Annotated in this window: 14 protein-coding genes; all 14 read left to right on the top strand. The window is 49.1% G+C overall.

What is annotated here, in order from left to right; all coding sequences use genetic code 11:
* Window positions 1-11 precede the first annotated feature (11 nt).
* The 14 genes from ACLJRE_RS16020 to ACLJRE_RS15955 all read left to right on the top strand — a co-directional run bounded on the left by ACLJRE_RS16020 (window position 12) and on the right by ACLJRE_RS15955 (window position 11,469).
* Complete coding sequence (locus ACLJRE_RS16020; protein WP_057521413.1) at window positions 12-338, top strand: RAQPRD family integrative conjugative element protein; 327 nt, start codon at window positions 12-14, stop codon at window positions 336-338.
* On the top strand, window positions 338-577 hold the full coding sequence (locus ACLJRE_RS16015; RefSeq protein WP_001251281.1) for a TIGR03758 family integrating conjugative element protein: 240 nt from the start codon (window positions 338-340) through the stop codon (window positions 575-577). The genes ACLJRE_RS16020 and ACLJRE_RS16015 overlap by 1 nt, the downstream gene beginning before the upstream one ends.
* A gap of 26 nt (window positions 578-603) precedes the next feature.
* Window positions 604-969: a TIGR03745 family integrating conjugative element membrane protein gene (locus ACLJRE_RS16010; RefSeq protein ID WP_223228898.1), complete on the top strand. Its 366-nt coding sequence runs from the start codon at window positions 604-606 to the stop codon at window positions 967-969.
* A 9-nt stretch (window positions 970-978) separates the two neighbouring features.
* Entirely contained in the window at window positions 979-1,353 is a 375-nt protein-coding gene (locus tag ACLJRE_RS16005; protein ID WP_071953587.1) for a TIGR03750 family conjugal transfer protein, read from the top strand.
* On the top strand, window positions 1,350-2,003 hold the full coding sequence (locus tag ACLJRE_RS16000; protein WP_057521411.1) for a PFL_4703 family integrating conjugative element protein: 654 nt from the start codon (window positions 1,350-1,352) through the stop codon (window positions 2,001-2,003). The genes ACLJRE_RS16005 and ACLJRE_RS16000 overlap by 4 nt, the downstream gene beginning before the upstream one ends.
* A complete protein-coding gene (locus ACLJRE_RS15995) occupies window positions 2,003-2,902 on the top strand; it encodes a TIGR03749 family integrating conjugative element protein (protein ID WP_193834677.1) in 900 nt (299 codons plus the stop codon). Before ACLJRE_RS16000 ends, ACLJRE_RS15995 begins: the two co-directional genes overlap by 1 nt.
* Complete coding sequence (locus ACLJRE_RS15990) at window positions 2,892-4,370, top strand: TIGR03752 family integrating conjugative element protein (protein WP_410957456.1); 1,479 nt, start codon at window positions 2,892-2,894, stop codon at window positions 4,368-4,370. Before ACLJRE_RS15995 ends, ACLJRE_RS15990 begins: the two co-directional genes overlap by 11 nt.
* Window positions 4,357-4,806, top strand: coding sequence for a TIGR03751 family conjugal transfer lipoprotein (locus tag ACLJRE_RS15985; protein WP_000244536.1), 450 nt, complete (start codon window positions 4,357-4,359; stop codon window positions 4,804-4,806). Before ACLJRE_RS15990 ends, ACLJRE_RS15985 begins: the two co-directional genes overlap by 14 nt.
* Entirely contained in the window at window positions 4,806-7,643 is a 2,838-nt protein-coding gene (locus ACLJRE_RS15980) for a conjugative transfer ATPase (protein WP_057520019.1), read from the top strand. Before ACLJRE_RS15985 ends, ACLJRE_RS15980 begins: the two co-directional genes overlap by 1 nt.
* 153 nt (window positions 7,644-7,796) lie before the next feature.
* Entirely contained in the window at window positions 7,797-8,183 is a 387-nt protein-coding gene (locus tag ACLJRE_RS15975) for a hypothetical protein (protein WP_000054770.1), read from the top strand.
* 154 nt (window positions 8,184-8,337) lie between these two features.
* A complete protein-coding gene (locus tag ACLJRE_RS15970; RefSeq protein ID WP_057521407.1) occupies window positions 8,338-8,730 on the top strand; it encodes a TIGR03757 family integrating conjugative element protein in 393 nt (130 codons plus the stop codon).
* Window positions 8,727-9,695, top strand: coding sequence for a TIGR03756 family integrating conjugative element protein (locus ACLJRE_RS15965; RefSeq protein WP_057520021.1), 969 nt, complete (start codon window positions 8,727-8,729; stop codon window positions 9,693-9,695). Before ACLJRE_RS15970 ends, ACLJRE_RS15965 begins: the two co-directional genes overlap by 4 nt.
* A gap of 14 nt (window positions 9,696-9,709) precedes the next feature.
* A complete protein-coding gene (locus ACLJRE_RS15960; protein ID WP_057520022.1) occupies window positions 9,710-11,140 on the top strand; it encodes an integrating conjugative element protein in 1,431 nt (476 codons plus the stop codon).
* On the top strand, window positions 11,137-11,469 hold the full coding sequence (locus ACLJRE_RS15955; protein WP_410957455.1) for a hypothetical protein: 333 nt from the start codon (window positions 11,137-11,139) through the stop codon (window positions 11,467-11,469). The genes ACLJRE_RS15960 and ACLJRE_RS15955 overlap by 4 nt, the downstream gene beginning before the upstream one ends.
* The last annotated feature ends 1 nt before the right edge of the window (window position 11,470 follow it).

Raw genomic sequence — 11,470 nt, 5'->3', positions numbered from 1 at the left:
CAGAGGTGGTAATGCAAAGATGTCAATTATCTTCCAGACCTTTAAGGGTTTTACTCATCCTCAGTTTGTTCTCTCTGCCAGTGATGGCCAGTGCAGCTGAAAAGGATGAACTTGCCCTCGCTCTCAGGCAGCTGGACCAGGTCCAGTCTGCGCTTGAACGCGCGAAAATTGTAGCGGTACAGGACAAGTCTGACGGGCGTTTCTTCTTCGACTATGAGCGGGCAACACGCGATTTGAAAACCATGAAGCAGGGGATTGAAACTTATCTGGAGCCTTCCCGGGCACAGCCAAGAGACAAAGGTTCTCTTGTCGGACAATACAGGAAGGAGCAGCCCTGATGGCTATGAATTCTGAACAGGCAAACGCTTTTAAAGCAGGGTCAGGTATCGATCCTACGGTACTTAATAAGTTTGTTCTGGGTTTTGTTCTGAGCGTTCTTTTTTTGTGGTTTGCCTGGTCTGTTTTAGTTGTGTTTCGTGGATGGCGGGCAGGAAAAGTCACTGAGCAAAATGCTCTCCATTTTTTTATCAGTACGGCCATTTTGGTTGTGTTTTCAGTATGGATGTTCGCCAGCTGAATAATTTGTTTGGTTAAAAGGAAAACATGATGCTTTCAAAGAGTAAACATGGGTTAAGAGTACCACTTCCCTGTCTTTTGATTCTGCTGTTACTGGTGGCGAGCTTCTCCTCTCATGCAGGATTACCTACGGTCAATATTCCCGGTGGGGGCGGTGGGGGTGACATGATGCAAACGATCAAGCTTCTGTTTTCGGGGTTTCTCGTCCTGATGGGGCTAATCATTTGTGCTGTTGGATTTTATATGGTTTCCGGCGCTATTCTGGCGACATTCTCAGAAATACGCTCCGGTAAAGCAGAATGGGGTAAATTTGTTGCGATTGTCGTTGTCGGTATAGCTATTCTCGTTGTCATTGTCTGGTTGTGTACTGAAGCCGCGAAGATTTTGAATTGAGGTGGCCTCATGAAAACAATCGAGTTTTTACCGGACAGGCTGAATGCCGAAACGGTAGTTTTCAGAGGGTTTACAACACCAGAACTGGGCTATGCAGCACTTATTGGTGCCGTGTCAGGCTTAATTTTGTCTCTGATAATGATGCTTGTAACGGGGATCGGCTGGCCAATTATTCCAACCTGTACTCTTATCACTCCATTGATATTAATTTTTATCGGTGGACGCTTTCTGGTTCGTTTTAAACGTAATAAACCCAATTTTTACCTCTACCTCCGGATTCAAAAAATACTGAGCCATATTGGTATCGGGAGCAAAGTTCTGGTCCGTCATGATCGACGCTGGTCATTACGCAGGAGTAAGCCTGTACGCAAGGGGGGAATATGAGCCGATTTCGCCATGCTCTGAAGGATCGCGATCAGCATATTTTGACCCTGAGATTAGCGTGTGGAGTTCTGCTTCTCTTATTGATTCTGGTTATTACAGGATGGATGCGGGCGCCCAGTGACCTGACAATACATAACCCGCCAGATTTACGCAGCGGGAGTACGCGTAAATGGTGGGAGGTCCCTCCGGGTACGGTCTACAGTTTTGCCTTTTATATTTTTCAGCAAATTAATGCCTGGCCGAAGGACGGAGAAAAAGACTATCCGATGAAAATTGCCCAGTTGAGCCCTTATCTCACGCCATCATGCCAGGATTTTTTGAATAAGGATGCTGAGCTACGGAGTCAAAAAGGTGAGTTGCTTGATCGCGTTCGTGTCGTTTATGAGATCCCCAAACGTGGTTACAAACCTGAAAGTGTCATTATTGAGAGCGATGACAGTTGGGAGGTCAGTCTGGATTTGGTAGTCGATGAATACTATCACACAGAACCTGTAAAACGGGCACTGGCCAGATACCCCCTGCATATTGTCCGCTGGGAAGGTGATCCGGAGCGCAATGCTTTTGGTCTGGCGCTTGATTGCTATAAAGGCGTCCCACAACGACTTGAAGCTGCAGTGGTCCCTGAGCCAGAGAAAAAGGGGATGTTTTAATGGCGATGTTTAAAGTCCTTAATTTTAAGTATAAATGGTGGCCGATAATTCTCCTTTTATGGTTTTCATCAACACAGGCTGTGGAGCTGATGAAATGGGAACGGATCCCTCTGCTTATTCCACTTTCTGTTAACCATGAGCGAATTGTCTTTGTCGACCGCAACGTTCGTGTAGGTTTTCCGGCAATGCTCAAAGGTAAGCTGAGGGTTCAAAGCAGCGGTGGTACGGTTTATTTACAGGCCAGCGAACCTTTTGAACAGACCCGACTTCAACTGCAGGATGTTGAATCGGGCGAGATTATATTACTGGATATTGCTGCCAAAAATGACAATAAGACGCTTGAACCTGTTCGCCTGGTTTATTCGGGAGAAGTGTTATCGGTGAGCGAAAAAGGAATGGAAACCGGTTCTTCGTTGCCAGTCGCCTCTTTGGATACAGAAGATAAAAATCAGACTGTCAGAAAAACGCCGGTGTACAGTGCTCCATTGCCAGTGGTGTTGACTCGTTATGCTGCACAAAGTCTGTATGCCCCTCTACGCACTGTTGAAGCTGTACCCGGAATTCATCCGGTAAATTTACGCCTTCCCTCGAGACTCACAACTTTATATCCGTCTGAGAATGTAGTTGTTTCGCCAATAGGGGCATGGGGTATTCAGGAACTGAATGTTGTTGCACTGAAAATCCGGAATCGTTCTTCCTCCAAAGTGATACTTGATGCCCGGACTTTATCAGGATCGTTTGTCAGTGCGACTTTCCAGCATCGCTGGCTTGGGGCGGCTGGTACGCCTGAAGATACAACAACTCTTTATCTTGTGATCAGAGGGCGCCCGGAGAATGCCTTTATTGCTGAACCTGCACTATTGCCGGCAGTAAAAAAAGGGGAACAGCATGCAAATTAAAGCCAATGGCCTGATGAAGGTTTTACTTCCAGTATTGATCGTGGTGGTTTGTTTTATTGGCGTTAAAGCCTGTGGTTCAAAAGGTACTACTGAACCTGAACCCGCTAAAACCACTAATGTATTGACTGAGTTGAGCCAGGATGATTTGAAAGCACTGGGTATTGAGGGGGATACGTCAGCAGACACGCTACGTACACTTATTGGAGCGTTGCGTGATGTCCGGGCCCGCCAGGCTGTGCTGGATGAGCAAAATAAGGCACTCATTTCAGAAAATAATATGCTCAAGGGTGAGAATTCATCGGTAGGACTCCAGATATCAAATGCTGTAAATGCCGCAAAACAGGAAACGAATGAGGCTCTTGAAAAACAGAAAACGTCCTTACTGGAGAAGCTCAATGACCTGACCGGAACACTGAAATCACAGGGACAAAACACTGGCATGGTGTCGACAGGTTCTTCTTCAGGAACCGATTTCCCGGTTGGTCTTGGACTGGATCCAGAGAATGCACCCTCTGCAACTCAGGGGGAGGTGATCTGGATATCTCCTCAGGATGCTAAAAAGACGGAGGGTCAAAGCCAGAGTGATAATGATAAATTCACCTTTCCCACCTCTTTTCTGGATGATAACCCCGTCAGTCGTCAGCGAGCTGAGTACGATCGCGTTGTTAAAAATAAGCAGGAACTGGACGGAAACGGTGCAGAGTCCGATACACGGCCTGTTTATACATTGCCTGAGAACTCAACCCTGGTAGGCAGTAAGGCGATGACGGCATTAATTGGTCGTATACCAATTAATGACAAAGTCACCGATCCTTATCCATTTAAAGTCCTGATCGGTAAGGATAACCTAACTGCAAACGGTATCGAATTGCCCGATGTTGAAGGGGCTATTGTTTCCGGGACAGCTACAGGGGATATGGTGCTTTCGTGTGTCAAAGGAACGATACATTCGATCACTTTTGTTTTTTCCGATGGACGTATAAGAACACTTCCCAGACCCGTAGCAAACACTCAGGGCAACAATAATGACAACGCCCGAGACAGGGGCAGCATTGGCTGGATATCAGATAACAACGGAATTCCCTGTATCAGTGGTGAGCGCAAATCTAATGCTTCAACTTATCTGCCAACGGTTGCGTTACTGGGGATGGGAAGCTCCGCAGGTGATGCGTTAACACAAAATCAATATACCACTCAGAACAATGTGAATGGTGGGGTGACATCAGCCTTAACCGGCAATGCGGGGCAGGCGGTCCTGGGGCAGACGCTGGGAGGGGGATTTAAAGAAGTTACCGACTGGGTTAAACAACGTTACGGACAGACGTTTGATGCGGTGTATGTCCCACCTGGTGCAAATGTCGCTATTCATATTACTCGTCAACTGGCCGTTGATTATGAAGACCATGGTCGTAAGGTTCGATATGACTTTAGCTTGCCCGGAACAGGAGGCCATTATGGTCTTGACTGATAATCAGAAAATCACTTCACGTACAGTGAAAATAACTCCCGTTTTATTTTTTATAGCGGGCATGTTCAGTGTCGCGCTTGGCGGATGCTCATCCAGCAAAGATGAATTATTGCCTCCGGGAGACAGTTCGATGATGGAGCTCTGGCAGGGGAATGCTCCGACATCTCACGCCGTTGTCAAAGGGCGGGAGACTCTCAGGCGGAGTCTTTCGTCTCAGGAAACACTGGCTTCAGGGCGTATTGATGAAAGCTACAGCCGCACTCAGGAGAATGAGCTGAGCCAGATTTTCCCCCGGTTACCTAATCCGGATATGGTGATGTACATATTTCCGCACCTGGCTAATGGAAATACTCCTGTTCCTGGCTACAGCACTGTCTTTCCTTTTTATGCTCAAACCCAGTATGCGCTTCCTGGTGAACGGACGGAGGCACTGTGATGGTCAGCTTTTCTTTGTTTAACAAAAACAGGCAGAAGTCATCTTCTCCCCGGGAGCCTGACGAGTTACCGGAAAGTGACTTTGCTGTTCATGGCCGTGACCCACTGAAACGCCCGGGCATGATGAGTCACGCTGATGAATCCCGTTTATACGAAACCCGTCCGTCCATTATTGATTTTTTGCCCTGGGCCGAGTACCTGAGTCGCGAACAATGTCTGCTGCTTGACGATGGCCAGTCTGTCGGTGCGGTATACAGTATATCGCCAGTGGCATCAGAGGGGCGCACAGCTGCCCGTCTGGAAGAAATAAGGGATTCGGTTGAAGATGCACTTCAGGACAGCCTTGAAGAGTTTGATTCTAACCCATGGGTAGTACAGTTTTTTTGTCAGGATGAAACTGACTTCAGTGCCTATATGAATCGGTTAGCCAGTTACATCAAACCGCATGCTCAGGGGACGGCATTTACGAAGGCCTGGCTGGCTGAAACAGAACAGCATCTGCGAAATATCACCCGGCCGGAAGGTTTGTTCACTGATTCACTTGTCACTGGGGTTCCCTGGCGGGGACAAAATCGTTCCGTCAGGATGGTGGTATATCGATACCTGCCAGCGAATTACAAAGATGATTCGCCGGTTGCCGCTCTCAACCAGGTTTGTGAACGCCTGACTTCAGCCTTATCTGCAGCCGGCGTTCTGAGTGTCCGACAGAATGGCGAGCAGATACATCGATGGTTGTTACGTCACTTCAATCCTGAGCCCGACTGGATAGACAAAGATACGCTTTACCGGGAGGCTCGTTATTATGATGATGCACCTGATTCATTGCCTCTTGGCAATGATTTCACTGAGACGTTGTGGTTTAACCCTCCACGTTCTGATACCCGAAATGGTGTGTGGTGGTTTGATAATGTGGCGCATCGTGCCGTTCCTGTTGAAACATTGCGTCGCCCTCCGGGACCCGGTCATCTGACGGGGGAGGTTAAACGTGGCGATAATATTAATACTCTGATGGATTTATTGCCTGAAGGCACAATGGTGTCGCTTACTATTGTGGCTCAGGCTCAGGACACGCTGGAAGCCGGGTTTGACACGCTGGGTAAAAATGCAATAGGGCAGAACACAGAATCCAGACGGACCCGTAGTGATGTGGAGCAGGTGAAGAGTTTGCTGGGTATGCGTCACAAACTTTATCGTGCATCGATAACTTTTTTGATGCGGGCACCTGATGTCAGTGAGCTGAATAAAAAAATACAGCAACTTACCGCTACATTGCTGACTGCGGGGCTCCAGCCCACTAAACCTGAATACGAAGTGGCGCCACTGAATGACTATTTGCGTGCGCTTCCTATGTGTTTTAACCCGCAACTGGATAAAAAAAACTGGTATACCCGCCTGACCTGGGTTCAGCATCTGGCTGGATTGCTTCCCGTGACCGGTCGCAGCCAGGGAACCGGTCACCCCGGGTTTAGTTTTTTTAACCGTGGCGGAGAACTGTTGTCTTTTGATCCCTTAAATAGTCTGGACAGAACGCAGAATGCTCACCTGTTGCTTTTTGGTCCGACCGGGGCGGGTAAATCAGCCACCTTATGTAGTGCGTTATCACAGTTAATGGCCGTTCATCGTCCACGCCTCTTTATTGCCGAAGCCGGCAACAGTTTTGGTTTGCTGGCGGAGTATTTCCGGGGGCTGGGACTGAGCGTAAATGTACTGAGTATCAAACCTGGCTGCGGTATTTCTTTACCGATGTTTGCTGATGCTCATTCCTTAATGCGAGTGGATCCAAAGAAAAACGTGGTTTCTGAGGAAGCTCTACCTGAGCTGGAGCCAGCCAATACCGACAGCGCAGAAGATGAAAGTGAAGAGCGTGACATTCTTGGCGAAATGGAAATTGCAGCCCGGATGATGATCACCGGTGGCGAGAAGCGGGAGGAGGAGCGTCTGACCCGGGCTGACCGCGGTCTTATTCGTGAAGCTATCATGATGGCGGCGGAGAAAACATATCAGGACGGACATCAGATGTTGGCTGAGGATTTACAGGCTGCCCTGTGGAATATCTCACGTGATAATTCCATTGGTGCAAATGGCGAGCCTATGCGGAATCAGTCCCGTCGCGATCGTGCTGCTGAGATGGCAGAAGCCATGGCCATGTTCACTCAGGGTTTTGAGGGAGAGTTATTCAACCGTCCGGGAACACCATGGCCAGAAGCTGATGTCACACTGATCGATTTAGGTCATCTGGCTCGTGAAGGCTACGGTGCTCAAATGGCGCTGGCGATGGTCTCTTTAATTAACACGATTAACAATATCGCCGAACGTGACCAGGGAACAGCCCGGGATATTGTGGCCGTATTTGATGAAGCCCATATTTCCACGACGAATCCTTTGTTGTCGCCCTATATGACCAAGGTTGTGAAAATGTGGCGAAAACTGGGGGCATGGCTGTGGCTGGCGACACAGAACCTCGAGGATTTTCCTGATATTGCGCAGAAAATGCTGAACATGGCTGAATGGTGGTTGTGCCTGGTTATGCCTCCCGATGAGGTCGAGCAGATTGCCCGTTTCAAAACCCTCAGCGAGGAGCAAAAAGTTATTTTGCGATCAGCCAGTAAGCTCAAAAACTGTTATACCGAGGGCGTCGTTTTATCGAAGCAGGTTGAGGCATTGTTCCGGGTTGTGCCTCCCAGTCTGTATCTCGCCCTGGGTATGACTGAAAAAGAAGAAAAAGCAGAACGTCAGCGGCTGATGCGCGAGTATCAGTGCAGTGAGCTTGAGGCAGCGATCCGGGTGGCCCGCAGGCTGGATGAGGCACGGGGTTTTTGTCCACAAAAAGCGGCCTGAAAAAACAATTCTGAGCCACGGGCAATGGCCATGCCCAGTGACCAGTTTTACCACTATCAGAGGAGTCATTGTTATGTCATCAGAGTGGTTGTCCGGGGAGGCTGGACGTGAAGGATCTCTTTTGCTCAATGATGGTATTTCAATGGGGGGATTATGAGCCTGTTAAAGCATGAGCAATGGTTAATTCTCGGTGAAGATGAATCACATCGTATTCCGCCTGATGCGCTGCTGGGTTTGCCTCCGCAGGGTAAAGCGTGGATCCGCAAGGAACATGATGAGGATATGAGTCGTCTGACTTCTCATATTCAGGGAGCTCTTGGCAATACTTATCGTGGGGTTTGCCATCCACAGCGTATCGGGCATCGTGCCTGCCTGGCAATCCATCTTGAGAATTTACGCGGAAAAAAGCTGGATATATTAATTACGGTAAGCGGAAAGACAGCATTACCTGCGGAGGAAAGTTACGTTAATCCCCGATGGTACATCGATGTTGCCGATGCCGCAGATGCCCTTTATCTGGCGCTGTGGCTTATCAGGTAGACAGGTACACTCGCCGGCGTAAAAGCCGGCGTTTCATATTCCGCTTCCACATATTCTGAAGCGGGGAATTATTAAAAAGCAAAACAGAGTTTATTACTGCATTACTTCTGCGTTTTTCGCACGCTATCCGGATAGTTATCGTCAGGAGCGTGGCATGAAACGAATCCTATCTTCGCTGATATTAATCAGCTCCTTTTCTGCAAGTGCGCAAATCGTTGTTTACACCGACCAGGGGCATCCTCCGGTCGGTGCAACACCGGCTATCCGGGTTGTTTATCTCGATGCCAGCGAACGCTGGCTGCAGCAACAATTTGGAGAGCTTTCTTCTGATCCTGAACAGGCTGTCAGACAGGCTCATTCTCTGCTGAATTCTCCTGACTGGAAGAGACGGCAAAAAGCGCTTATCGAACATTACAGGGGAATGATTGAAGCATGGCAGCTTGGGTTACTGAAATATCCGGCGGTTGTTTTTGACAACCGTGACGTGGTTTACGGGACTGCTGATATATCCCGGGCAGTGGCGCTGCGCAGGGGAGAGAATCAATGAAATCTCTTCGTCTGAAGCGAGCGTTACTGTCAGTCATGCTTATCACCGGCGGCATGGATGTTCAGGCTGCGTTGAACACTGCCTCGATTGTGGCCAGCAGTATTTCTCCGTCGTGTATCAGCTGGAGAATCAGCGGTATCTGCTACTGGCTGATGTGTACCCCCTTCGGTTGTACAGTAAAAACCTCGATAAAAGTGCATCACTTTATTCCGGAAGCTGTTGTTTCGACTTATCAGGCGTCTGGTGGAAATCCGTGGACCGAAATGTCATTAGTGAGTCAGACGGCCGGAGGGGTAGAGAATGCTGTAACGGGGACGTTATCCGGGCTTGCTGCCGGTGGCGGAAACCAGGAACAGAAATTCCCGGGTACCCGTAAGAGTAATGTGCGTTTTAAATATGCAGATGCCATTGGCCATCCTTCAACATCGATTATTGGCGGCCAAATCCCCGGTTACTCATGCAACAGCGCCGCCACACCACTGGTACCCTATTTTCTTAGCACGCTTGATACGCTTGCCTGGCGTACTGGTGTTCCTGAATCGGTTTATCCTGAGGCACTCATTCCTGGCAGACGCGAAATCGGTTCCACATCGGCACAAAATATGTGGGGAAATCTCTATCCCCGAAGCGGCTTTGTTACTCAGCAGGATGACTACAAATCCGGGGCAATCGTTGCGCAGCGTGTAGCTGACATTATCACCCGAACTAACCAGATCCACGTCTATAAGCCCCTCACCGGAAACCCGTCTGCCGGTTACTGGCCTCCCGAACCTGTTAAAGAGAATACCGGCACGCAAAATCATAAATGGCAGCAGTTATCACCAAAGCTCTCTATGTCATGCAGCGTATTCCCGGATACAGGAAAAATTGCGGAAAACGGTAATTACGCCTGGACACTCTGGCAGCCATATAGCTGCTGTAAACGCCGTGGGCAAACGTTTCTCTATAGCACCGACATAAATTAAGTGGAGTATCGAAAATGAGATCTCAATCCATTTTATCCCTCTGTCTCATGCTGGGTATCTTCAGTTCGGGACCGTTAAGTGCTGCATTACTGGATGCCCCCACGTTGAGTGGCGATGGATATGGAAAGTCAGTAAATGGCGCGGTTAGTGACAAGCTGTTTTACAGCATTGGTGGTGGTTCGGTGATTTCCACTCCCGGGACGATGTACGGAATGAAACGTATCGGGCTGGATGCCGGACTGAGCAGTGATTTGATGTGTGGCAACTTTGATATAAAGACTACTGTCGGAAACCAGCTTAATGGCGTCACGAATGGTTTCAAAGATTTGATGGGGGATGTGATCACCGGTGCGACCGGGGCGGTCTCAAGTATGCCGGCGATGATCCTTCAGCGAGCAAATCCGGGTTTGTATGAAATGATCACCAACGGTGTACTGCAGGCAGGTCTGGCTTTTGACAAATCGAAACTGAATTGTGAAAGCATGGCCAACAAGCTGGCTGATTACACTTTGGGTGACAAGAGCAGCTGGACAGAATCAGCTGTGAGGGAAGAGTACAAGGAAGCGGTCAGTGCCAGTGGCGGGGATGCGCTCCGGGCAGAAGAGGCCAGAACCAAAGCTTCAGGTAAGGAGGGCGCTACCTGGGTAGGCGGGAAGAAAGCCGGAGGGAAAGGTCAGCCTGCCATTCAGCCAACGCGTGATCTTGCTAAGGCAGGATACAACATGATGAATAACCTGAGCGTTACCAGCAACAGCACGGTATCCGCTGGTAGTTGCAAGGGGTCAGCATGCCAGAAATTTAAAAACTCTGAAGAAGCTGCAGCAGCGGTCGTAAAAGTTCTGGGCGATCGGAGTATTCGCACCTGTAAAGATGCCACAGAATGCGGAAGCGGTGGGATTGATAATGCCCAGGGCACGACAATTGCCGGTACCGGTTTTGCTCCCATGCTTGAGGATACAACCAAAGAGAATCTGGAACAGCTGGTAAAGCTTGTAAATGGTACTGAGGCTCCGACTCAGGCCAATCTGGATAAAATTAAAAGTGGCAGCCTTAAGGTAACGCGTGGTGTCATCGATGCCCTGAAACGCGATCCTGATGCCGGTGCGTTGGTTCAGAGACTGGCTGGCGAACTGGCCATGTCCGACACGATTGAAACCGGTCTGGCGATGCGTCGCATGTTAACGACTGGCCAGTCTGAACCCAATGCAGCTGATCAGCCTCAGGCAATGGCTGAAGCCGATCGCCGTATTGAAGCTCTCGATCGTGAGCTTAACTCTCTTAAGCTGGAGATGGAACTGCGTCGGGAAGTGGCAAAAAATACCGCGCTGGTTGTGGTTGCGCGCGAAGAAAATCGTTCGGTCACCAATCCTCAAAAAGAATCGCAGACAAATGCTGATACCCGGCTGAGTGAGCTTGAAACGCGTAAACCAGGGGACAGCCAATGACACTGAGGATCTTAATCAAAACAACTTCATTTCTGAGATTTATTCTGACGCTTGTGTTCATGCTGGTTATGTTTACGTGCCTGTCCCTTGCACTGGCTGATTTAGGGTTTCGTTATCAGTCTGAAATAGCCCAGTTCCGGATCTGGATGAAGGAAACCTGGTTGTTGTGGCTTCTGTGGCGGCTGATGCTTTACAGCGTGACTGGTTGGGGGATATGGCGTTGTTATCACTCCCCTGGCTCTTCTCAGGCTCTGCGTCAGAGTCTTCTGCGGATTGCTGTCGTTTCTGTTGGTTTTGTCGCGATTTGCGAATATTCAGTGTTGAGGTAGA

Origin of the sequence: Salmonella sp. SAL04157 (genome assembly GCF_046551635.1) — a bacterium.
Classification (GTDB): domain Bacteria; phylum Pseudomonadota; class Gammaproteobacteria; order Enterobacterales; family Enterobacteriaceae; genus Salmonella; species Salmonella enterica.
The sequence above is the reverse complement of the archived record's forward strand: the minus strand, read 5'-3'. Positions and strand labels throughout refer to the sequence as shown.

Excerpts from the sequence above, each read along its gene's own strand:
- ACLJRE_RS15970 (WP_057521407.1), top strand. The coding sequence starts at position 8,338 with ATGAAACGAATCCTATCTTCGCTGATATTAATCAGCTCCTTTTCTGCA.
- ACLJRE_RS15955 (WP_410957455.1), top strand. The coding sequence starts at position 11,137 with ATGACACTGAGGATCTTAATCAAAACAACTTCATTTCTGAGATTTATT.
- ACLJRE_RS16015 (WP_001251281.1), top strand. The coding sequence starts at position 338 with ATGGCTATGAATTCTGAACAGGCAAACGCTTTTAAAGCAGGGTCAGGT.
- ACLJRE_RS15980 (WP_057520019.1), top strand. The coding sequence starts at position 4,806 with ATGGTCAGCTTTTCTTTGTTTAACAAAAACAGGCAGAAGTCATCTTCT.
- ACLJRE_RS15975 (WP_000054770.1), top strand. The coding sequence starts at position 7,797 with ATGAGCCTGTTAAAGCATGAGCAATGGTTAATTCTCGGTGAAGATGAA.
- ACLJRE_RS16005 (WP_071953587.1), top strand. The coding sequence starts at position 979 with ATGAAAACAATCGAGTTTTTACCGGACAGGCTGAATGCCGAAACGGTA.
- ACLJRE_RS16020 (WP_057521413.1), top strand. The coding sequence starts at position 12 with ATGCAAAGATGTCAATTATCTTCCAGACCTTTAAGGGTTTTACTCATC.
- ACLJRE_RS15985 (WP_000244536.1), top strand. The coding sequence starts at position 4,357 with ATGGTCTTGACTGATAATCAGAAAATCACTTCACGTACAGTGAAAATA.
- ACLJRE_RS16000 (WP_057521411.1), top strand. The coding sequence starts at position 1,350 with ATGAGCCGATTTCGCCATGCTCTGAAGGATCGCGATCAGCATATTTTG.
- ACLJRE_RS15965 (WP_057520021.1), top strand. The coding sequence starts at position 8,727 with ATGAAATCTCTTCGTCTGAAGCGAGCGTTACTGTCAGTCATGCTTATC.
- ACLJRE_RS16010 (WP_223228898.1), top strand. The coding sequence starts at position 604 with ATGATGCTTTCAAAGAGTAAACATGGGTTAAGAGTACCACTTCCCTGT.
- ACLJRE_RS15960 (WP_057520022.1), top strand. The coding sequence starts at position 9,710 with ATGAGATCTCAATCCATTTTATCCCTCTGTCTCATGCTGGGTATCTTC.
- ACLJRE_RS15990 (WP_410957456.1), top strand. The coding sequence starts at position 2,892 with ATGCAAATTAAAGCCAATGGCCTGATGAAGGTTTTACTTCCAGTATTG.
- ACLJRE_RS15995 (WP_193834677.1), top strand. The coding sequence starts at position 2,003 with ATGGCGATGTTTAAAGTCCTTAATTTTAAGTATAAATGGTGGCCGATA.